This is a genomic window from Escherichia sp. MOD1-EC5990, assembly GCF_002965285.1.
GTDB classification, from domain to species: domain Bacteria; phylum Pseudomonadota; class Gammaproteobacteria; order Enterobacterales; family Enterobacteriaceae; genus Escherichia; species Escherichia coli_F.
The window spans coordinates 1-21761 of sequence record NZ_PTRV01000031.1 but is presented as its reverse complement, the minus strand read 5'-3'; the positions used below and the strand labels follow the sequence as shown (position 1 = coordinate 21761).

Genomic DNA, 21761 nt, shown 5'->3' with positions numbered 1-21761 from the left:
ACCTTACCTGATTGCGCATTCACAACGCTTTCAGAAAAGTCCATAAAGCCGCGATGAACCTCAGTTAAGAAAATTATGGTCTACACTGAAAATTACATCGAATTCTAATGGGGGATCATATGTTTAACCGACCGAACCGCAACGACGTTGATGATGGCGTGCAGGATATCCAGAATGATGTCAATCAATTAGCTGACAGTCTCGAATCTGTATTGAAGTCCTGGGGCAGCGACGCCAAAGGGGAAGCCGAAGCCGCTCGTAGTAAAGCGCAGGCTCTACTGAAAGAAACCCGAGCGCGAATGCATGGTCGTACTCGCGTCCAACAAGCCGCGCGCGATGCCGTTGGCTGCGCGGATTCTTTTGTTCGTGAAAGACCCTGGTGTAGCGTGGGTACAGCAGCTGCGGTTGGTATTTTTATCGGCGCACTGTTAAGCATGCGCAAATCGTAGTGCAACAATGATAATAAATACGCATCTTTGACCCCGGAACCTGATTTCGGGGTTTTTTAGCTTAAGGCTTTACGTAATTGTTGTGCTACCTGTCGCGCCATACCTTCGTTAACGATATTGGTAAAAGAGAGAAGTAATCCACCTTCCCCACTTGAGCGGATACGCCAGTCGCTAAGTGCCTGCACCGCAAGGCCTGCAGCATTGGCTTTACGCGCATGGGCAATATCATCGCCCATCATTCTGATAACCATCTGGATACCACCTTTCTGCGGCACAACCTGAAATCCCTGCTGCGTCAACGCTTGCTCAATCCATTGCCGACGTTGAGCATAATGCTGACGCATTTTCTTCAGATGCCGCCAGAAATGCCCCTCGCGAAGAAAGTCTGCCAGTGTGTTCTGCCATAGAACAGGTACCGCACATGGAGCCAGTGACGCCTGGTGGCGGAATTGTGCAATTTGCTTCACCGGCACCACCAGCCACGCACAGCGCAATGCAGGAAATAGTGCTTTGCTGAATGTTCCGGCATAAATTACCCGCTGCGGTGCATCGAGACTTTTTAACGCCGGTAACGGCTTACCGTGATAGCGAAACTCACTGTCATAATCATCTTCAATAATCCATGCCTGACTACGCTCTGCCCATTCCAGTATCTGATGCCTGCGCGCTAAAGAGAGCGCCACACCCAGCGGGCTTTGGTGTGCTGGTGTTATCAGGGCAAAACACGCATCAGGATAATTTTGTATTCCGTTTGTGATATCCAGTCCGTTGTCATCAACCGGCACAGGCAAAATTTCCACACCGTGGCGAGTGACAATCGGGCGAATCAGTGGAAAGCCGGGATCTTCCATCCACATCCCGTTTCCCGGTTTCGCCAGCGCGTGCAGAATTAAAGCCATTGAGGCCGCATAACCGTGAGTGATAAAGACCTGCTCTGGCTGACAATCAATCCCACGTGAAACGCGTAAGTAATCAACTATTGCCTCACGCAACGCCGCCTCACCGCAGACATCGCCTAACGCCAAATCAAAGCGCGTCTGGGTACGAAGGCGACGCCCCATCACCCGCGCCCACAGCTCTCGCGGAAAGAGATCGAGTGCGGGTAATCCCATTTGAAATGGCAACGGTTGCTGACTTTCACCGGCAAAAGCCACAACTTGTACAGTAGATTGTTGCGGATATATCTGCTCACTGACAAATGTGCCAGCCTGTCCCCGCCTGATCAGCCATCCTTGCGCCACCAGCTCAGCATAGGCATTTTCGACAGTGGATCGAGACACCCCCAGTTCCTGCGACCAGGTACGACTTGAAGGTAGCCTTGCGCCGGGTTTCAGTTCCCCTTGCTCAATAGCCGTTTTTAACTGACGGGCGATATCCTGATAGCGCGGCATATGGTCTGCTTTTTTAGGTAATTTATGGCTCTCTTTAGCAGTCCATTATAGTGCTACATTGCGGGCGTTAATAAGAGGAGAAACTGTATGACTACATTACGTCAGCCTTACTACGAACTTAGCCCAACGGTATATAACGCGCTGGTGCAGGCCAAAACGGCGCTGGAAAATAGCACGCTGGAAACTACGCTGATGGAGTTAGTTTATTTGCGCGTCTCGCAAATCAATGGTTGCGCATTTTGTCTGGAGATGCACAGCAAAGCATTACGCAAATCCGGTGTGCCGCAGCATAAGCTGGATGCCCTGGCAGGCTGGCGCGTAAGCCATCATTTTGACGATCGCGAGCGGGCGGCGCTGGCATGGGCGGAATCGGTGACCGATATTGCCCGAACCCATGCGGAAGACGACGTTTATCAGCCTTTGCTTGAGCATTTCAGCGCAGCAGAAATCAGCGACTTAACATTTGCCATCGGGCTGATGAATTGCTTTAACCGCCTGGCCGTTTCCATGCGGATGTAACTTCCTGATGCCGGGCAATCGCCCGGCAAAAAAACACAAAATCCCCTACCCCGTTGAGCCATTCATCGGTGGTGTAATCAATCTAAAATTCCCATATCTTGTATGGTTGAATCTTTTTTCAACTACATCTAGTATCTCTGTATCAACAGAGAGACAACCCGACGCGTATCATCGCGCCGTATCTTCATTTTAAACGGAAATACGAATCATGCGCATTACTATTTACACTCGTAACGATTGCGTTCAGTGCCACGCCACCAAACGGGCGATGGAAAACCGGGGCTTTGATTTTGAAATGATTAATGTCGATCGCGTTCCTGAAGCGGCGGAAGCGTTACGTGCTCAGGGCTTTCGTCAGTTGCCGGTAGTGATTGCAGGCGATCTTAGCTGGTCTGGTTTCCGCCCGGACATGATCAATCGTCTGCATTCAGCGCCACACGCGGCCAGTGCATGAGCCAGCTCGTCTACTTTTCCAGCAGCTCCGAAAATACGCAGCGTTTTATCGAACGTTTAGGGCTGCCCGCGGTGCGCATCCCGCTCAATGAGCGGGAACGGATTCAGGTAGACGAGCCTTACATCCTGATCGTGCCCTCTTACGGCGGCGGCGGTACAGCTGGCGCGGTGCCACGACAGGTAATTCGCTTTTTAAACGACGCGCACAACCGGGCGTTGCTTCGCGGCGTTATTGCTTCGGGTAATCGCAACTTTGGTGAGGCGTATGGCCGTGCCGGAGATGTGATAGCCCGGAAATGCGGCGTGCCGTGGCTGTACCGCTTTGAACTCATGGGTACGCAAAGCGATATCGAAAACGTTCGTAAAGGAGTAACCGAATTTTGGCAACGACAACCGCAGAACGCCTGACGCAGGAAACAATGGATTACCACGCCCTGAATGCGATGCTTAACCTTTACGATAGCGCAGGTCGCATTCAGTTCGATAAAGATCGCCAGGCCGTTGACGCCTTTATGGCGACGCATGTGCGTCCTAACAGTGTGACCTTCAGTAGCCAGCAGCAGCGCCTGAACTGGCTGGTCAACGAAGGTTACTATGATGAAAGCGTCCTTAATCGCTACTCTCGCGATTTTGTCATTACACTGTTTGCCCACGCACACGCCTGCGGTTTTCGTTTTCAGACATTCCTCGGAGCATGGAAGTTTTACACCAGCTATACGTTGAAGACATTCGACGGTAAGCGTTATCTGGAAGATTTTGCCGATCGAGTCACGATGGTGGCGCTGACGCTGGCACAAGGCGATGAAACACTGGCGACGCAACTGACCGATGAGATGCTGTCAGGACGCTTTCAGCCTGCAACACCGACATTCCTCAACTGTGGTAAGCAGCAGCGCGGCGAACTGGTTTCCTGTTTTTTGCTGCGTATTGAAGACAATATGGAGTCGATTGGCCGGGCGGTAAATTCCGCACTACAACTGTCGAAACGCGGCGGCGGCGTGGCATTTTTGCTGTCGAATCTGCGGGAAGCGGGCGCGCCAATTAAACGTATTGAAAATCAATCTTCTGGCGTGATTCCGGTGATGAAAATGCTGGAAGACGCATTTTCCTATGCCAACCAGCTCGGCGCGCGTCAGGGTGCTGGCGCAGTCTATTTACATGCCCATCATCCCGATATTCTGCGTTTTCTCGATACAAAGCGGGAAAATGCCGACGAGAAAATCCGCATTAAAACAATGTCGCTGGGCGTGGTTATCCCGGATATCACCTTCCATCTGGCAAAAGAGAATGCGCAGATGGCACTGTTTTCGCCCTATGACGTTGAGCGTGTTTATGGCAAGCCGTTTGCCGATATCGCCATCAGTGAACACTATGACGAACTGGTTGCCGATGAGCGAATCCGCAAAAAATACATCAACGCCCGTGATTTCTTCCAGCGACTGGCAGAAATCCAGTTTGAGTCCGGCTATCCCTACATCATGTATGAAGACACGGTTAACCGTGCTAACCCTATCGCCGGGCGCATAAATATGAGCAATCTCTGCTCAGAAATTTTGCAGGTTAACAGCGCCTCAGAGTATGACGAGAATCTCGACTATGCCCGCACAGGCCATGATATTTCCTGCAATTTAGGTTCGTTGAATATTGCCCACACCATGGATTCCCCCGACTTTGCCCGCACGGTAGAGACTGCCGTGCGCGGTTTAACTGCGGTGTCAGATATGAGTCATATTCGCAGCGTGCCGTCCATCGAAGCCGGAAATGCCGCCTCACACGCTATCGGTCTGGGGCAGATGAATTTACACGGTTATCTGGCGCGAGAAGGCATCGCCTATGGTTCGCCGGAAGCACTGGATTTCACCAATCTCTATTTCTATACCATCACCTGGCACGCACTGCGTACCTCGATGTTGCTGGCGCGCGAACGCAGTGAAACCTTCGCCGGGTTCAAACAGTCACGCTATGCCAATGGTGAATATTTCAGCCAATATCTGCAAGGGAACTGGCAGCCGAAAACGGCGAAAGTTGGCGAACTGTTTGCCCGCAGCGGTATTACGTTACCTACCCGTGAGATGTGGGCGCAGCTGCGCGACGACGTGATGCGCTATGGCATATACAACCAAAATCTCCAGGCGGTGCCGCCAACCGGTTCCATCTCTTATATCAACCATGCCACGTCGAGTATTCATCCGATTGTGGCGAAAGTAGAGATACGCAAAGAGGGCAAAACAGGACGCGTTTACTACCCTGCCCCGTTTATGACTAACGAGAATCTGGCGCTGTATCAGGACGCTTACGAAATCGGCGCAGCAAAGATCATCGACACCTACGCCGAAGCGACTCGCCATGTCGATCAGGGGCTGTCGCTGACACTGTTTTTCCCCGATACCGCCACCACTCGCGATATCAACAAAGCGCAGATTTACGCCTGGCGCAAAGGTATCAAAACGCTCTACTACATCCGCCTGCGTCAGATGGCGCTGGAAGGTACTGAAATTGAAGGCTGCGTCTCCTGCGCGCTTTAAGGAATATCTATGAAACTCTCACGTATCAGCGCCATCAACTGGAATAAGATATCTGACGATAAAGATCTGGAGGTGTGGAACCGCCTGACCAGCAATTTCTGGCTACCAGAAAAGGTGCCGCTGTCGAACGATATTCCTGCATGGCAGACATTAAGTGTCGTAGAACAACAACTGACGATGCGCGTTTTTACTGGCCTGACGCTGCTCGACACGCTGCAAAATGTTATCGGCGCGCCTTCGCTGATGCCCGATGCACTCACGCCCCATGAAGAGGCGGTATTATCGAATATCAGCTTTATGGAAGCGGTTCATGCCCGCTCTTACAGTTCGATTTTCTCGACGCTGTGCCAGACCAAAGATGTCGATGCCGCCTACGCCTGGAGTGAAGAAAACGCGCCGTTGCAGCGAAAAGCACAGATTATTCAGCAACATTATCGCGGTGATAATCCGCTGAAAAAGAAAATCGCCAGTGTGTTTCTTGAATCTTTTTTGTTCTATTCCGGTTTCTGGCTACCGATGTATTTTTCCAGTCGCGGAAAGCTAACTAATACCGCAGACCTGATCCGTCTGATTATCCGCGATGAAGCAGTGCACGGTTATTACATCGGCTATAAATATCAGAAAAACCTTGAAAAGATCTCCATGGCCCAACGTGAAGAGTTGAAGAGTTTCGCCTTCGATTTGCTACTGGAACTTTACGACAACGAGTTGCAATACACCGATGAGCTCTATGCCGAAACCCCGTGGGCTGACGATGTGAAAGCGTTTCTCTGTTACAACGCCAATAAGGCTTTGATGAATCTGGGCTACGAACCGCTATTTCCCGCAGAAATGGCGGAAGTAAATCCGGCAATCCTCGCCGCGCTTTCGCCGAATGCCGATGAAAATCACGATTTCTTTTCCGGTTCAGGCTCTTCATATGTGATGGGAAAAGCGGTCGAAACAGAAGATGAAGACTGGAATTTCTGAGTGTGTTATTTTCAAAAATATCACCAACCACAGTAGGGAAATAATTCCTGCCAAATAGCTTTTTATCACGCAAATATTTTGTGGTGATCTACACTGATACTCTGTTGCATTATTCGCCTGAAACTACAATATTCAGGCGTTTTTTCGCTATCTATGACAAAAAATATCAACTTTTCTCGATTCGCTCTCAGCCCTTATATCATGGGAAATTCCGGCGATTTGCTCGCATCAATATTCATGCCACATTTGCCATCAGGGGTTGCCTCAGATTCTCAGTATGTTAGGGTAGAAAAAAGTGACTATTTCCATTGGGTAATGTATCGACATAAACAAATAACAGGAATCTTTCTATTGCATGGCAATTAAATTAGAAATTAAAAATCTCTATAAAATATTTGGCGAGCATCCTCAGCGAGCGTTCAAATATATCGAACAAGGACTTTCAAAAGAACAAATTCTGGAAAAAACCGGGCTATCGCTTGGCGTAAAAGACGCCAGTCTGGCCATTGAAGAAGGCGAGATATTTGTCATCATGGGATTATCCGGTTCGGGTAAATCCACAATGGTACGCCTTCTCAATCGCCTGATTGAACCCACCCGCGGGCAAGTGCTGATTGATGGTGTGGATATTGCCAAAATATCCGACGCCGAACTCCGTGAGGTGCGCAGAAAAAAGATTGCGATGGTCTTCCAGTCCTTTGCCTTAATGCCGCATATGACCGTGCTGGACAATACTGCATTCGGTATGGAATTGGCCGGAATTAATGCCGAAGAACGTCGGGAAAAAGCCCTTGATGCACTGCGTCAGGTCGGGCTGGAAAATTATGCCCATAGCTACCCGGACGAGCTCTCTGGTGGGATGCGTCAACGCGTCGGATTAGCACGCGCATTAGCAATTAATCCGGATATATTATTAATGGACGAAGCCTTCTCGGCGCTTGATCCATTAATTCGCACTGAGATGCAGGATGAGCTGGTAAAATTACAGGCGAAACATCAACGTACCATTGTCTTTATTTCTCACGATCTCGACGAAGCTATGCGTATTGGCGACCGAATTGCCATTATGCAAAATGGTGAAGTGGTGCAGGTTGGCACACCGGATGAAATTCTCAATAATCCGGCGAATGATTATGTCCGTACCTTCTTCCGTGGCGTTGATATTAGTCAGGTATTCAGTGCGAAAGATATTGCCCGTCGGACACCGAATGGCTTAATTCGTAAAACCCCTGGCTTCGGCCCACGTTCGGCATTGAAATTATTGCAGGATGAAGACCGCGAATATGGCTACGTTATCGAACGCGGTAATAAGTTTGTCGGCGCTGTGTCTATCGATTCGCTTAAAACCGCGTTAACGCAGCAGCAAGGTCTTGATGCGGCGCTGATTGATGCACCATTAGCAGTCGATGCGCAAACGCCTCTTAGCGAGTTGCTCTCTCATGTCGGACAAGCGCCCTGTGCGGTGCCCGTGGTCGACGAGGACCAACAGTATGTCGGCATCATTTCGAAAGGAATGCTGCTGCGCGCTTTAGATCGTGAGGGGGTAAATAATGGCTGATCAAAATAATCCGTGGGATACCACGCCAGCGGCGGACAGTGCTGCACAATCCGCAGACGCCTGGGGTACACCGGCGACTGCACCGACTGACGGCGGTGGCGCTGACTGGCTGACCAGTACGCCTGCGCCAAATGTCGAACATTTTAATATTCTCGATCCGTTCCATAAAACGCTGATCCCGCTCGACAGTTGGGTCACTGAAGGGATCGACTGGGTCGTTACCCATTTTCGTCCCGTCTTTCAGGGCGTGCGCGTTCCGGTCGATTACATCCTCAACGGTTTCCAGCAATTGCTGCTGGGTATGCCCGCGCCGGTGGCGATTATCGTTTTCGCTCTCATCGCCTGGCAGATTTCCGGGGTCGGAATGGGCGTGGCGACGCTGGTTTCGCTGATTGCCATCGGCGCAATCGGTGCCTGGTCGCAGGCCATGGTTACCCTGGCGCTGGTGTTAACCGCCCTGCTGTTCTGTATCGTCATAGGTTTGCCGTTGGGGATCTGGCTCGCGAGAAGTCCGCGAGCGGCGAAAATTATTCGTCCACTGCTTGATGCCATGCAGACCACGCCAGCGTTTGTTTATCTGGTGCCAATCGTCATGCTGTTTGGTATCGGCAACGTGCCGGGCGTAGTGGTGACTATAATCTTTGCTCTGCCGCCGATTATCCGTCTGACGATTCTTGGTATTAATCAGGTTCCGGCGGATTTAATTGAAGCCTCGCGCTCATTCGGTGCCAGCCCGCGTCAAATGCTGTTCAAAGTTCAGTTACCGCTGGCGATGCCGACCATAATGGCGGGCGTTAACCAGACGCTGATGCTGGCCCTTTCTATGGTGGTCATCGCCTCGATGATTGCCGTCGGCGGGCTGGGTCAGATGGTACTACGCGGTATCGGTCGTCTGGATATGGGCCTTGCCACCGTTGGCGGCGTCGGGATTGTGATCCTCGCCATTATCCTCGACCGCCTGACGCAGGCCGTTGGGCGCGACTCACGCAGTCGCGGCAACCGTCGCTGGTACACCACTGGCCCTGTCGGTCTGCTGACCCGCCCATTCATTAAGTAACTCTGCACTTGCCCGGTGACGCCGGGCATTATCACCCTGCCAAAAAAAGGAATAACAATGCGACATAGCGTACTTTTTGCGACAGCGTTTGCCACGCTTATCTCTACACAAACTTTTGCTGCCGACCTGCCGGGCAAAGGCATTACTGTTAATCCGGTTCAGAGCACCATCACCGAAGAAACTTTCCAGACGCTGCTGGTCAGCCGCGCGCTGGAGAAATTAGGTTATACCGTCAATAAACCCAGCGAAGTGGATTACAACGTTGGCTACACCTCACTTGCTTCCGGCGATGCAACCTTCACCGCCGTGAACTGGACGCCGCTGCATGACAACATGTACGAAGCTGCCGGTGGCGATAAGAAATTTTATCGTGAAGGGGTATTCGTTAACGGCGCGGCACAGGGTTACCTGATCGATAAGAAAACCGCCGACCAGTACAAAATCACCAACATCGCGCAACTGAAAGATCCGAAGATCGCCAAACTGTTCGATACCAACGGCGACGGTAAAGCAGATTTGACTGGCTGTAACCCAGGCTGGGGCTGCGAAGGTGCGATCAACCACCAGCTTGCAGCGTATGAACTGACCAATACCGTGACGCATAATCAGGGGAACTACGCAGCGATGATGGCTGACACCATCAGTCGTTACAAAGAGGGTAAGCCGGTGTTTTACTACACCTGGACGCCGTACTGGGTGAGTAACGAACTGAAGCCGGGCAAAGATGTCGTCTGGTTGCAGGTGCCGTTCTCCGCACTGCCGGGCGATAAAAACGCCGACACTAAACTGCCGAATGGTGCGAATTATGGCTTCCCGGTCAGCACCATGCATATCGTTGCCAACAAAGCCTGGGCCGAGAAAAACCCGGCGGCAGCCAAACTATTTGCCATTATGCAGTTGCCGGTGGCAGACATTAACGCCCAGAACGCCATCATGCATGACGGCAAAGCCTCAGAAGGCGATATCCAGGGCCACGTTGATGGCTGGATCAAAGCCCACCAGCAGCAGTTCGATGGCTGGGTGAATGAGGCGCTGGCAGCGCAGAAGTAATTTTTATTCGGGCGGATAAGGCGCTTTTGCCTCATCCGCCGCTCTGTACACAATGCCTGATGCGACGCGGCCGCGTCTTATCATGCCTGCAAACCACACCGCACATTTCAACAATCTATCTTTCATCCCATATTCATCAACATCCGCTATTATTGATTTCCAGCTTAATCATCACCTGATGAACAAAAATAATGACTAAACCTAATCATGAGCTTAGCCCGGCACTGATCGTGCTGATGTCTATCGCCACCGGTCTGGCGGTAGCCAGTAACTATTACGCCCAGCCATTACTCGACACCATCGCGCGTAACTTTTCCCTTTCCGCCAGTTCGGCGGGCTTTATTGTTACCGCCGCGCAGTTGGGCTATGCCGCAGGTCTGCTGTTTCTTGTTCCCCTCGGTGATATGTTTGAACGCCGCCGCCTGATTGTCTCGATGACCTTACTGGCAGCGGGCGGTATGTTGATTACCGCCAGCAGTCAGTCGCTGGCGATGATGATCCTCGGTACGGCATTAACCGGTTTATTCTCGGTCGTGGCACAAATTCTGGTTCCGCTGGCAGCGACGCTGGCTTCACCGGACAAACGCGGCAAAGTGGTCGGCACCATTATGAGCGGGCTGCTGTTGGGGATCTTGCTGGCACGAACCGTTGCCGGGTTGCTGGCAAACCTCGGCGGCTGGCGCACCGTCTTTTGGGTTGCCTCGGTGTTAATGGCACTGATGGCGCTGGCATTATGGCGTGGTCTGCCACAAATGAAATCAGAAACCCACCTCAACTACCCACAGTTGCTTGGTTCCGTTTTCAGCATGTTTATCAGCGATAAAATTCTGCGCACCCGCGCGTTGCTGGGCTGCCTGACCTTTGCCAACTTCAGCATTCTCTGGACCTCAATGGCCTTTTTGCTCGCCGCTCCGCCTTTTAATTACAGCGATGGCGTAATTGGTCTGTTTGGACTCGCGGGAGCTGCCGGAGCGTTGGGCGCTCGTCCGGCGGGCGGTTTTGCCGATAAGGGCAAATCACACCTCACCACAACTTTCGGCCTGCTGCGGCTGTTACTTTCATGGCTGGCTATCTGGTTTGGACACACTTCCGTACTGGCCTTGATTATCGGCATCCTGGTGCTGGATCTCACCGTGCAGGGCGTGCATATCACTAACCAGACGGTAATTTATCGAATACACCCTGATGCGCGTAATCGCCTGACCGCAGGTTACATGACCAGCTACTTCATTGGCGGTGCCGCCGGTTCGCTAATTTCAGCCTCAGCCTGGCAACATGGCGGTTGGGCTGGCGTTTGTCTGGCTGGCGCGACGATTGCCCTGGTTAACTTACTGGTCTGGTGGCGAGGTTTTCATCGTCAGGAAGCCGCAATTTAAGCAATCAGCAACCGTTTTCGTGGCTTTACACTTATAAGGGTGTTAAGAAGCCCATCAGTCTGATAAGGTTAAGATATTCATTCAGTCTATTTATAATATTAACAATCGTTAAGCGTACACTCTATGGAAAGCCCTACTCCACAGCCTGCTCCTGGTTCGGCGACCTTCATGGAAGGATGCAAAGACAGTTTACCGATTGTTATTAGTTATATTCCGGTGGCCTTTGCGTTTGGTCTGAATGCGACCCGTCTGGGATTCTCTCCTCTCGAAAGCGTTTTTTTCTCCTGCATCATTTATGCAGGCGCGAGCCAGTTCGTCATTACCGCGATGCTGGCAGCCGGGAGTAGTTTGTGGGTTGCTGCACTGACCGTCATGGCAATGGATGTTCGCCATGTTTTGTATGGCCCGTCACTGCGTAGCCGTATTATTCAGCGTCTGCAAAAATCGAAAACTGCCCTGTGGGCGTTTGGCCTGACGGATGAGGTTTTTGCCGCCGCAACCGCAAAACTGGTACGCAATAATCGCCGCTGGAGCGAGAACTGGATGATCGGCATTGCCTTCAGTTCATGGTCATCGTGGGTATTTGGTACGGTAATAGGGGCATTCTCCGGCAGCGGCTTGCTGCAAGGATATCCCGCCGTTGAAGCAGCATTAGGTTTTATGCTTCCGGCACTCTTTATGAGTTTCCTGCTCGCCTCTTTCCAGCGCAAACAATCTCTTTGCGTTACCGCAGCGTTAGTTGGTGCCCTTGCAGGCGTAACGCTATTTTCTATTCCCGTCGCCATTCTGGCAGGCATTGTCTGTGGCTGCCTCACTGCGTTAATCCAGGCATTCTGGCAAGGAGCGCCCGATGAGCTATGAGGTTCTGCTGCTTGGGTTACTGGTTGGCGCGGCGAATTATTGCTTCCGCTATTTGCCGCTGCGCCTGCGTGTGGGTAATGCCCGCCCAACCAAACGTGGCGCGGTAGGTATTTTGCTCGACACCATTGGCATCGCCTCGATATGCGCTCTGCTGGTTGTCTCTACCGCACCAGAAGTGATGCACGATACACGCCGTTTCGTGCCCACTCTGGTCGGCTTCGCGGTACTGGGTGCCAGTTTCTATAAAACACGCAGCATTATCATCCCAACACTGCTTAGTGCGCTGGCCTATGGGCTCGCCTGGAAAGTGATGGCGATTATATAACCCACAAGAATCATTTTTCTAAAACAATACATTTACTTTATTTGTCACTGTCGTTACTATATCGGCTGAAATTAATGAGGTCATACCCAAATGGATAGTTCGTTTACGCCCATTGAACAAATGCTAAAATTTCGCGCCAGCCGCCACGAAGATTTTCCTTATCAGGAGATCCTTCTGACTCGTCTTTGCATGCACATGCAAAGCAAGCTGCTGGAGAACCGCAATAAAATGCTGAAGGCTCAGGGGATTAACGAGACGTTGTTTATGGCGTTGATTACGCTGGAGTCTCAGGAAAACCACAGTATTCAGCCTTCTGAATTGAGTTGTGCTCTTGGATCATCCCGTACCAACGCGACGCGTATTGCCGATGAACTGGAAAAACGCGGTTGGATCGAACGTCGTGAAAGCGATAACGATCGCCGCTGCCTGCATCTGCAATTAACGGAAAAAGGTCACGAGTTTTTGCGCGAGGTTTTACCACCGCAGCATAACTGCCTGCATCAACTCTGGTCCGCGCTCAGCACAACAGAAAAAGATCAGCTCGAGCAAATCACCCGCAAATTGCTCTCCCGTCTCGACCAGATGGAACAAGACGGTGTGGTTCTCGAAGCGATGAGCTAACGCGTCATCTCGCTCAAAAATCCAGATTTATAAAAGAAAAAATGACTGGCCAGCATCGCAACATGCTGGCCTTTTTGGCAAGCAGGTCGGCTCAGCCGATGAGTTAAGAAGATCGTGGAGAACAATATGAGCGCAAATGCGGAGACTCAAACCCCGCAGCAACCGGTAAAGAAGAGCGGCAAACGTAAGCGTCTGCTCCTCCTTCTCACCTTGCTCTTTATAATTATTGCCGTAGCGATAGGGATTTATTGGTTTTTGGTACTGCGTCATTTCGAAGAAACCGATGACGCATATGTGGCAGGGAATCAGATTCAAATTATGTCTCAGGTGTCTGGCAGCGTGACGAAAGTCTGGGCCGATAACACCGATTTTGTAAAAGAAGGCGATGTGCTGGTCACTCTCGACCCGACAGATGCTCGCCAGGCGTTTGAAAAAGCCAAAACGGCACTGGCTTCCAGCGTGCGCCAAACCCACCAGCTGATGATTAACAGCAAACAGTTGCAGGCGAATATTGAGGTGCAGAAAATCGCCCTCGCGAAAGCACAAAGCGACTACAACCGCCGTGTGCCGCTGGGCAATGCCAACCTGATTGGTCGCGAAGAGCTGCAACACGCCCGCGACGCGGTGACCAGTGCCCAGGCGCAACTGGATGTCGCCATTCAACAATACAATGCCAATCAGGCGATGATTCTGGGGACTAAACTGGAAGATCAGCCTGCCGTGCAACAGGCTGCCACCGAAGTACGTAACGCCTGGCTGGCGCTGGAGCGTACCCGTATTGTCAGTCCGATGACCGGTTATGTCTCCCGCCGCGCAGTACAGCCTGGCGCGCAAATTAGCCCAACGACGCCGCTGATGGCGGTCGTTCCAGCCACCAATATGTGGGTGGATGCCAACTTTAAAGAAACGCAGATTGCCAATATGCGCATCGGTCAGCCGGTCACCATCACCACCGATATTTACGGCGATGATGTGAAATACACCGGTAAAGTGGTTGGTCTGGATATGGGCACAGGTAGCGCGTTCTCGCTGCTTCCGGCGCAAAACGCCACCGGTAACTGGATCAAAGTCGTTCAGCGTCTGCCTGTTCGTATTGAACTGGACCAGAAACAGCTGGAGCAATACCCGCTGCGTATCGGTTTATCCACGCTGGTGAGCGTCAATACCACTAACCGTGACGGTCAGGTACTGGCAAATAAAGTACGTTCCACACCGGTCGCGGTAAGCACCGCGCGTGAAATCAGCCTGGCACCTGTCAATAAACTGATCGACGATATCGTAAAAGCTAACGCTGGCTAATCCAGAGGTGCGTGTGATGCAACAGCAAAAACCGCTGGAAGGCGCGCAACTGGTCATTATGACGATTGCGCTGTCACTGGCGACATTCATGCAGGTGCTGGACTCCACCATTGCTAACGTGGCGATCCCCACTATCGCCGGGAATCTGGGCTCATCGCTCAGCCAGGGAACGTGGGTAATCACTTCTTTCGGGGTGGCGAATGCCATCTCGATCCCGCTTACCGGCTGGCTGGCAAAGCGCGTTGGGGAAGTGAAGCTGTTCCTCTGGTCGACCATCGCCTTTGCTATTGCGTCGTGGGCGTGTGGTGTCTCCAGCAGCCTGAATATGCTGATCTTCTTCCGCGTGATTCAGGGAATTGTCGCCGGGCCGTTGATCCCGCTTTCGCAAAGTCTATTGCTGAATAACTACCCGCCAGCAAAACGCTCGATCGCGCTGGCGTTGTGGTCGATGACGGTGATTGTCGCGCCAATTTGCGGCCCGATCCTCGGCGGTTATATCAGCGATAATTACCACTGGGGCTGGATATTCTTCATCAACGTGCCGATTGGCGTGGCGGTGGTGTTGATGACACTGCAAACCCTGCGCGGACGCGAAACCCGCACCGAACGGCGGCGGATTGATGCCGTGGGGCTGGCACTGCTGGTGATTGGTATCGGCAGCCTGCAGATTATGCTCGACCGCGGTAAAGAGCTGGACTGGTTCTCATCGCAGGAAATAATCATCCTCACCGTGGTGGCGGTGGTGGCTATCTGCTTCCTGATTGTCTGGGAGCTGACCGACGATAATCCGATAGTGGATCTGTCGTTGTTTAAATCGCGCAACTTCACCATCGGCTGCTTGTGTATCAGCCTCGCGTATATGCTCTACTTCGGCGCGATTGTTCTGCTGCCGCAGTTATTGCAAGAAGTCTACGGCTATACAGCAACCTGGGCGGGGCTTGCCTCTGCGCCGGTAGGGATTATTCCGGTGATCCTGTCGCCGATTATCGGCCGCTTCGCGCATAAACTGGATATGCGGCGACTGGTAACCTTCAGCTTTATCATGTATGCCGTCTGCTTCTACTGGCGTGCTTATACCTTTGAACCGGGGATGGATTTTGGCGCGTCGGCCTGGCCGCAGTTTATCCAGGGCTTCGCGGTGGCCTGCTTCTTTATGCCGCTGACCACCATTACGCTGTCTGGTTTGCCACCGGAGCGACTGGCGGCGGCATCGAGCCTCTCTAACTTTACGCGAACGCTGGCGGGGTCTATCGGCACATCCATCACCACCACCATGTGGACTAACCGCGAGTCGATGCACCACGCACAGTTAACCGAGTCGGTAAACCCGTTTAACCCGAACGCTCAGGCGATGTACAGCCAACTGGAAGGGCTGGGGATGACGCAACAACAGGCATCAGGCTGGATTGCCCAGCAGATCACTAATCAGGGGCTGATTATTTCCGCCAATGAGATCTTCTGGATGTCAGCCGGGATATTCCTCGTCCTGCTGGGGCTGGTGTGGTTTGCTAAACCGCCATTTGGCGCAGGTGGCGGCGGAGGCGGTGCGCACTAAGGTTGTTAAAGGGAGCTGCGGCTCCCTTTTTATTTGCTCATTCTGTAAACGGTTGTTTTATCATCTCAAACGGTGTATCTTTTCGCCGCTCCAAACTCTTCCATTCACCATTAACCGGTTCTGAGCATTCGCTCAGGTTGTTAATTCTCTTTTTTCTTCGCCCTCGCTTTCGCGGGTGATACTCACATTTTTTTTAACCCCATAACTCGCACCCTCGCGGGCGTACGTTTATTACACAAAAAATAATGGATTATTATGAATACCCAACGTAAATACGGGAGAACCTGGCATTACCCCTTCTCCCCTGGCACCACCAGCGATGACCGCATTAACGCCAGTTACTGGCAAGATATGCAGGCAATTTCGCAGTTGGTACATACTGAAAAACTCGACGGTGAAAATAACTGCCTTAACCGCTACGGCGTGTTTGCCCGTTCCCATGCCGCGCCTACACAATCGGCATGGACCTATAAAATTCGCCAACGCTGGCAACTGCTGAAAAACGATCTCGGCGATCTGGAGTTGTTTGGTGAAAATCTTTATGCCGTTCATTCGATTGAATATCGCGCCCTGGAGCAGGATTTTTATCTGTTTGCCGTTCGCTGCCAGGATATGTGGCTGAGCTGGGAAGAGGTGCAGTTTTACGCCGCTCTGTTTGATTTCCCCTGCGTTCCCGAAATCTCCGGCCCGCAGCCGGGGAATGATGAAAAAAGCTGGCAACGTGATTTTCTGGCGCTGACCAATGCGCGCGGTGCGTTCGATCCCTGGGATACGCAAACCGGACAACCCTGTACGCTGGAAGGCATTGTCAGCCGGAATAGTGATGCGTTTTCCGTCGCTGACTTTTCGCATAACGTCTTCAAGTATGTACGCAAAAATCATGTCAAAACCACCGAGCACTGGAAACGCCACTGGCGACGGGCGCGGATGGCCCATGAGTTCGCTTATGGAGAACAGTCATGATTTGGCAACTTACCGACGACAAACGCTGGTCGACGCTACGCCAGCGTTTTAGCTGGGTTGAGGATATGCATAATACGCCGCAAGACCCGGAGCATCATGGTGAAGGCGACGTTGGTGTGCATACTGAAATGGTGCTGAATGCACTCGTGGCTCTGCCAGAGTTCCAGCAACTCCCCGCTCAGCAGCAGGAAATTTTATGGGCGGCGGCGTTATTGCATGACGTTGAAAAGCGCAGTACTACCGTGCAGGAAAACGGACGTATTCAGTCTCCTGGTCATGCTCGTCGGGGTGAATTGACGGCCCGACAAATTTTATGGCGCGATATCCCGACGCCGTTTGTGCTACGCGAGCAAATTGTTGCACTGGTGCGTCTGCATGGGTTACCGCTATGGTTACTAGAACGTCCGGAACCGGAGCGTTTGCTGCTCACGGCTGCAATGCGTATCGACACGCGTCTGCTCGCTTTGCTTGCTCGTGCCGATCTGCTTGGTCGCCATTGTCATGATCAGCAATCAATGCTGGAACGCATCGATCTGTTCGAGCTATTTTGCCAGGAGCAACAGTGTTGGGGAAAAGTGCGCTCGTTCGTGTCTGATTCCGCACGCTGGCATTATCTGACCCATGAACAAAGTTCTCCTGATTTTGTTCCCTGGGAGGCTGAACCTTTTGAGGTCATTTTGCTGTGTGGCTTACCGGGTATGGGCAAAGATCGCTATATCAGTGAACAGTGCCAGGGAATGGACGTTATCAGCCTTGATGATATGCGGCGGCGAATCAATGCCAGCCCGGACGACAAAACCGCGACCGGGCGTATTGTGCAACAGGCAAAAGAAGAGGCGCGCGTTTTTTTACGCCAGAAAAAGCCGTTCATCTGGAATGCAACGAACATTACCCGCCAACTGCGTAGCCAGCTCATCAGTCTGTTTACGGCTTACGGCGCACGAGTAAAAATCGTTTATCTGGAAGTGCCATGGGCGCAATGGAAGCAGCAAAATGCCAGGCGCGAGTATGCCGTTCCTGAAGCGGTCGTGATGCGGATGGCCTCAAGGCTGGAAGTTCCTCAACCTGATGAAGCACATAGCGTGGAATATCGGGTGACTGACAGGTAATAAAAACCGGGCGGTGATATCACCTGCCCGGCCTCTTCAATTGACTAGATGTGCAATTCCTGCAACTTTTCTTTCGGCAGCGCCAACTCTTCGTTGCTGTTGATGCGTACGTCACGTTCCAGGATATTACGCGCAATATCCTGCGCTTCCTGCAACGAATGCATCTGATAAGTACCACACTGGTAGACGTTCAGTTCCGGGATCTGATTCTGATCCTGCACTTTCAGCACGTCCTCCATTGCCGCTTTCCAGGCATCAGCGACACGCTGCTCATCTGGCGTACCAATCAGACTCATATAAAAACCGGTGCGGCAGCCCATTGGCGAGATATCGATAATCTCAACGCCATTACCGTTCAGATGGTTACGCATAAAACCAGCAAACAGGTGCTCCAGGGTATGGATCCCTCTTTCTGGCATCACTTCTTTGTTCGGCACGCAGAAGCGCAGATCGAACACGGTGATTGCGTCGCCATGCGGGGTGTTCATTGTTTTCGCCACCCGAACTGCAGGCGCTTCCATCCGGGTATGATCGACTGTGAAGCTATCTAACAACGGCATTTAGCCACCTCCGGTAATTTTTTTAAAAATTTTCTGAACTCTTTCTTCCCAGGCGAGTCTGAGTATATGAAAGACGCGCATTTGTTATCATCATCCCTGAATTCAGAGATGAAATTTTGGCCACTCACGAGTGGCCTTTTTCTTTTCTGTCAGGCGTGTTTTTCCAGCCACACCGCAAACGGTTCGGTATCAGCGGCTTCCATTTCCTGCTGACGGCGTACAGACGCCTCGCGCTCGGCTACAAAATCCTCTTCACGCAGAATTTCCAGCGGCTCTTCACGCAGCAGATTACGGTACGCTTCAGCAAACGCTTTACCTGTTCCGCCAATACCAGTATCAATCATAGACCTTAAGATACGGGCAGAGAAAGTCAGATCGGGATTATCGAAGCAGGCGACCAGTTCATCACACACTTTCTGGTACGCTTCGCCGCCGTTAATGCTATCCAGCGTTTGCGCCACGCGTTTCAGATCGCGGAACAAATCTTTCCCCACCTGCGGCAACGGGAACTGCGCGGTTTCGCAGCCGATACCCAGCGTCAGGCCCGGTTTGCGACCTTCGAGGATCACCCGGTTCCAGTTAACGCGTGTACAGGCAAGTTCGCTACTGCTCATTTCCGGTGCATCAGCCAGCGCACACCAGACCATAAACAGGTCGAGGAATCGCACCTGTTGTTCATCTACACCAATCGGCGAGAACGGGTTGATGTCCAGCGAACGCACTTCAATATATTCAATGCCGCCACGTAACAGTGCATCAGAAGGCGACTCGCCGCTGCGGGTAACGCGTTTTGGACGAATCGGCGCGTACAGTTCGTTTTCAATCTGCAGCACATTGCTGTTGATTTGCAACCGCTTACCGTCTTTCTCAATACCAATCTTTGCGTACTCTTCCGATGGCGTTTTGATTGCCTGTTTAAGGCCCGCTACGTACTCGTAGAGATCGTTAAAGGTGATACCAAGATTGCTTTGCGATTTGTTGGTATAGCCAAGATCGCTCAAACGAAGAGAGGTCGCATACGGCAGGTAATACATACCGCACTCAGTTTTCTCAAACGGCAGCGACGTTGGTTTTCCTTGCAAGAAAGAAGAACAAATCGCCGGAGACGCGCCAAACAGATAAGGAATGACCCAACCGAAACGATAGTAATTGCGAATAACGCGGAAATAGCCCGCAGAAATTTTCTCTTTGGCATCAGCGCCCGAGATATCGCCGCACTTCGCTTGCCAGAATGCCATGGGCAAAGAGAAATTGTAGTGCACGCCGGAAATGGTTTGCATCAGCGCGCCGTAGCGATTTTTCAGCCCTTCACGGTACAGCGTTTTAAAGCGTCCGGTGTTAGAAGTGCCGTACTGTGCCAGTTCGATGTCCTGACCTTCTGCGATATAGCATGGCATACTTAACGGCCACATCCGCTCATCGCCCATATTGCGCGCCGTATAGCGATGCAGATCGCGCATAAAGGTCAGCATATGTTCAATATCACCATCCACTGGTGTAATGAATTCCAGCAATGCTTCCGCAAAATCGGTAGTAATCCATTTATGCGTCAGTGCGGAACCTAATGCTTCAGGATGACCTGTTGTTGCCAGTGTGCCATCAGCATTAACACGCAAAGTTTCGCGCTCAAGCCCACGCTGTATCCCCTTTAACGCCTGAGGATGTTTTTCCAGCCAGGCCAGCGCCTGTGATACGTCCGGGATCAAATTGACCTCCCGCCTGTCAAAATCGTTTTAATTAGCATAACTGTAATGGTGACCATGTGTGCAGGCCTACAATTAGTGCCACCATATCATGCCCTGAACGGTCGCTGCTGCAACTGCAACATAACGTAACGCTTTACCAAGGCACAAAAAAAAGATTACTGGCCCCCAGGAGATGCGCATCCATCCCGCTAACAGACACAGTAAATCGCCAACCACGGGCATCCAGCTTAATAATAGCGTGACTGCACCATAGCGTTTCAGCCAACCAGTAGCTTTCTCTTGCCAGCGCGATGTTTTACGCAATGGAAAGAAACGCCCAAGGATAACGTTAGTTAACCCTCCAAGGCTATTACCCATTGTTGCTGTTAAAACTAAAACCCAGGGATGACTTACCCCGGAAAGCAACATTGCAACCAGCACGACTTCGGAATTACCGGGTAATAGTGTAGCGCTGAGGAAACTACTGGCAAACAACGAGAAAAGCGATAAAGCTTCACTCACAGCAAGCGAACATCCACAGCGTCCATGCCTGCAGCACGGGCCGCCTGAATACCGAAATCGGCATCTTCAAAGACCACACACTGCGTTGGTTGCACGCCCATACGCTGCGCGCACAACAAAAATGTGTCTGGCGCAGGTTTATGATGTTTGACGTGATCGGCAGCAACGACGGCGTCAAAATAACGGCGTAATCCCAGGTGCGTTAGCAGTGCCTCAGCGATGGCGCTTTCACTCCCCGTTCCTACAGCCATTGGTCGACGTCCGTGCCAGCTTTTCACCACTTCAACAAGGGGGAGTGGTTCGACGCTATCGAGCAACATGCTTCTTACGGCATCGGTTTTCTCGCGGGCTAATGCATGGGGATCGAGATCGGCCTGATTAAGCTCAATAATCGCCTGAGCAATGCGCCACGTGGGCGAGCCATTAAGCGCAATCATCGCCTGAACATCGTATTGAAGACCGTAGTGCCCTAATACTTCGCGCCACGCTTTACGGTGCGTAGGCTCCGTATCCAGGATTGTGCCATCCATATCAAAAATTAAACCTGCATAACGCTCGTACATGGTCTTCTCGCAAGTCGAAAAATATGACGCTACTTTAGCGTAATTGCTTGATTTTGTCGCTGATGGCGAAGGAGAAGAATATTCAGGAAATGGATAAAATAGTTATTTAGAAATGAAATATTTTTGAAGGGGATTTTTTGGAGAAGATGGTGCATCCGGGAGGATGACTCACTGGCGTTCGCCCTTCGGGCCGTTGCTGCCGCAACGTTATCCTCCCTGGAGCAGACGGTGATTACCATCGCCTCTTCCATGCCATCATCGCTGAAGATTACGGAGAATATGGTGCATCCGGGAGGATTCGAACCTCCGACCGCTCGGTTCGTAGCCGAGTACTCTATCCAGCTGAGCTAC

The 21761-nt window shown here is 51.7% G+C and carries 22 protein-coding genes; 17 read left to right on the top strand and 5 right to left on the bottom strand.

Annotated features, from left to right (window positions below):
• The first annotated feature begins 119 nt into the window (after positions 1-119).
• Positions 120-449, top strand: coding sequence for a DUF883 domain-containing protein (locus BEB42_RS23675; protein ID WP_001295174.1), 330 nt, complete (start codon positions 120-122; stop codon positions 447-449).
• A gap of 56 nt (positions 450-505) precedes the next feature.
• Here BEB42_RS23675 and pdxR read toward each other — a convergent pair whose 3' ends face one another.
• Positions 506-1840 carry a MocR-like pyridoxine biosynthesis transcription factor PdxR gene (gene pdxR / locus BEB42_RS23670; RefSeq protein WP_105267581.1) on the bottom strand — a complete coding sequence of 445 codons (1335 nt, stop codon included), beginning with the start codon at positions 1838-1840 and terminating at the stop codon, positions 506-508.
• An 87-nt stretch (positions 1841-1927) separates the two neighbouring features.
• On the opposite strand from pdxR, the gene BEB42_RS23665 reads away from it, so the two are divergent.
• The 16 genes from BEB42_RS23665 (at position 1928) to BEB42_RS23580 (ending at position 18080) form a co-directional block, all read left to right on the top strand.
• A complete protein-coding gene (locus tag BEB42_RS23665) occupies positions 1928-2359 on the top strand; it encodes a carboxymuconolactone decarboxylase family protein (RefSeq protein WP_000209820.1) in 432 nt (143 codons plus the stop codon).
• Between the two features lie 208 nt (positions 2360-2567).
• The gene (gene nrdH / locus BEB42_RS23655; protein ID WP_001223232.1) at positions 2568-2813 is read left to right on the top strand and encodes a glutaredoxin-like protein NrdH; all 246 of its coding nucleotides are present in this window, start codon (positions 2568-2570) and stop codon (positions 2811-2813) included.
• The gene (gene nrdI, locus BEB42_RS23650) at positions 2810-3220 is read left to right on the top strand and encodes a class Ib ribonucleoside-diphosphate reductase assembly flavoprotein NrdI (RefSeq protein ID WP_000080942.1); all 411 of its coding nucleotides are present in this window, start codon (positions 2810-2812) and stop codon (positions 3218-3220) included. The genes nrdH and nrdI overlap by 4 nt, the downstream gene beginning before the upstream one ends.
• Positions 3193-5337 carry a class 1b ribonucleoside-diphosphate reductase subunit alpha gene (nrdE, locus tag BEB42_RS23645; protein WP_105267580.1) on the top strand — a complete coding sequence of 715 codons (2145 nt, stop codon included), beginning with the start codon at positions 3193-3195 and terminating at the stop codon, positions 5335-5337. Before nrdI ends, nrdE begins: the two co-directional genes overlap by 28 nt.
• A 9-nt stretch (positions 5338-5346) precedes the next feature.
• Entirely contained in the window at positions 5347-6306 is a 960-nt protein-coding gene (gene nrdF, locus BEB42_RS23640) for a class 1b ribonucleoside-diphosphate reductase subunit beta (RefSeq protein ID WP_000777948.1), read from the top strand.
• A 355-nt stretch (positions 6307-6661) separates the two neighbouring features.
• Positions 6662-7864 (top strand): glycine betaine/L-proline ABC transporter ATP-binding protein ProV, encoded by a 1203-nt coding sequence (proV, locus tag BEB42_RS23630; RefSeq protein ID WP_000985494.1) that lies wholly within the window; start codon positions 6662-6664, stop codon positions 7862-7864.
• A complete protein-coding gene (gene proW / locus BEB42_RS23625) occupies positions 7857-8921 on the top strand; it encodes a glycine betaine/L-proline ABC transporter permease ProW (protein ID WP_000774978.1) in 1065 nt (354 codons plus the stop codon). Before proV ends, proW begins: the two co-directional genes overlap by 8 nt.
• A 57-nt stretch (positions 8922-8978) precedes the next feature.
• Positions 8979-9971, top strand: coding sequence for a glycine betaine/L-proline ABC transporter substrate-binding protein ProX (gene proX, locus BEB42_RS23620; protein WP_001216525.1), 993 nt, complete (start codon positions 8979-8981; stop codon positions 9969-9971).
• 191 nt (positions 9972-10162) lie between these two features.
• On the top strand, positions 10163-11347 hold the full coding sequence (locus BEB42_RS23615) for an MFS transporter (protein WP_105267578.1): 1185 nt from the start codon (positions 10163-10165) through the stop codon (positions 11345-11347).
• A 123-nt stretch (positions 11348-11470) separates the two neighbouring features.
• Entirely contained in the window at positions 11471-12208 is a 738-nt protein-coding gene (ygaZ, locus tag BEB42_RS23610) for an L-valine exporter subunit YgaZ (RefSeq protein ID WP_000445658.1), read from the top strand.
• Positions 12198-12533 carry an L-valine transporter subunit YgaH gene (gene ygaH, locus BEB42_RS23605; RefSeq protein WP_000119749.1) on the top strand — a complete coding sequence of 112 codons (336 nt, stop codon included), beginning with the start codon at positions 12198-12200 and terminating at the stop codon, positions 12531-12533. The genes ygaZ and ygaH overlap by 11 nt, the downstream gene beginning before the upstream one ends.
• A 90-nt stretch (positions 12534-12623) precedes the next feature.
• Positions 12624-13154 carry a multidrug efflux transporter EmrAB transcriptional repressor EmrR gene (gene emrR, locus BEB42_RS23600; protein WP_000378442.1) on the top strand — a complete coding sequence of 177 codons (531 nt, stop codon included), beginning with the start codon at positions 12624-12626 and terminating at the stop codon, positions 13152-13154.
• 126 nt (positions 13155-13280) lie between these two features.
• Positions 13281-14453: a multidrug efflux MFS transporter periplasmic adaptor subunit EmrA gene (gene emrA, locus BEB42_RS23595; protein WP_001295175.1), complete on the top strand. Its 1173-nt coding sequence runs from the start codon at positions 13281-13283 to the stop codon at positions 14451-14453.
• A gap of 16 nt (positions 14454-14469) precedes the next feature.
• On the top strand, positions 14470-16008 hold the full coding sequence (emrB, locus tag BEB42_RS23590; protein ID WP_001295176.1) for a multidrug efflux MFS transporter permease subunit EmrB: 1539 nt from the start codon (positions 14470-14472) through the stop codon (positions 16006-16008).
• Between the two features lie 255 nt (positions 16009-16263).
• Positions 16264-16971 (top strand): RNA ligase family protein, encoded by a 708-nt coding sequence (locus tag BEB42_RS23585; protein WP_001097123.1) that lies wholly within the window; start codon positions 16264-16266, stop codon positions 16969-16971.
• Positions 16968-18080, top strand: a complete 1113-nt coding sequence (locus BEB42_RS23580) for an ATP-binding protein (protein WP_000638149.1) — start codon at positions 16968-16970, stop codon at positions 18078-18080. The genes BEB42_RS23585 and BEB42_RS23580 overlap by 4 nt, the downstream gene beginning before the upstream one ends.
• A gap of 44 nt (positions 18081-18124) precedes the next feature.
• Here the strand turns inward: BEB42_RS23580 and luxS are convergent, their stop codons facing one another.
• The 4 genes from luxS to yqaB all read right to left on the bottom strand — a co-directional run bounded on the left by luxS (position 18125) and on the right by yqaB (position 21410).
• Positions 18125-18640, bottom strand: coding sequence for an S-ribosylhomocysteine lyase (gene luxS / locus BEB42_RS23575; RefSeq protein ID WP_001130208.1), 516 nt, complete (start codon positions 18638-18640; stop codon positions 18125-18127).
• Positions 18641-18789: 149 nt separating this feature from the next.
• Positions 18790-20346 carry a glutamate--cysteine ligase gene (gshA, locus tag BEB42_RS23570; RefSeq protein ID WP_000611806.1) on the bottom strand — a complete coding sequence of 519 codons (1557 nt, stop codon included), beginning with the start codon at positions 20344-20346 and terminating at the stop codon, positions 18790-18792.
• Positions 20347-20418: 72 nt separating this feature from the next.
• A complete protein-coding gene (locus tag BEB42_RS23565) occupies positions 20419-20847 on the bottom strand; it encodes a YqaA family protein (RefSeq protein ID WP_001287461.1) in 429 nt (142 codons plus the stop codon).
• The gene (gene yqaB, locus BEB42_RS23560) at positions 20844-21410 is read right to left on the bottom strand and encodes a fructose-1-phosphate/6-phosphogluconate phosphatase (protein ID WP_000273299.1); all 567 of its coding nucleotides are present in this window, start codon (positions 21408-21410) and stop codon (positions 20844-20846) included. The genes BEB42_RS23565 and yqaB overlap by 4 nt, the downstream gene beginning before the upstream one ends.
• Positions 21411-21761 lie beyond the last annotated feature (351 nt).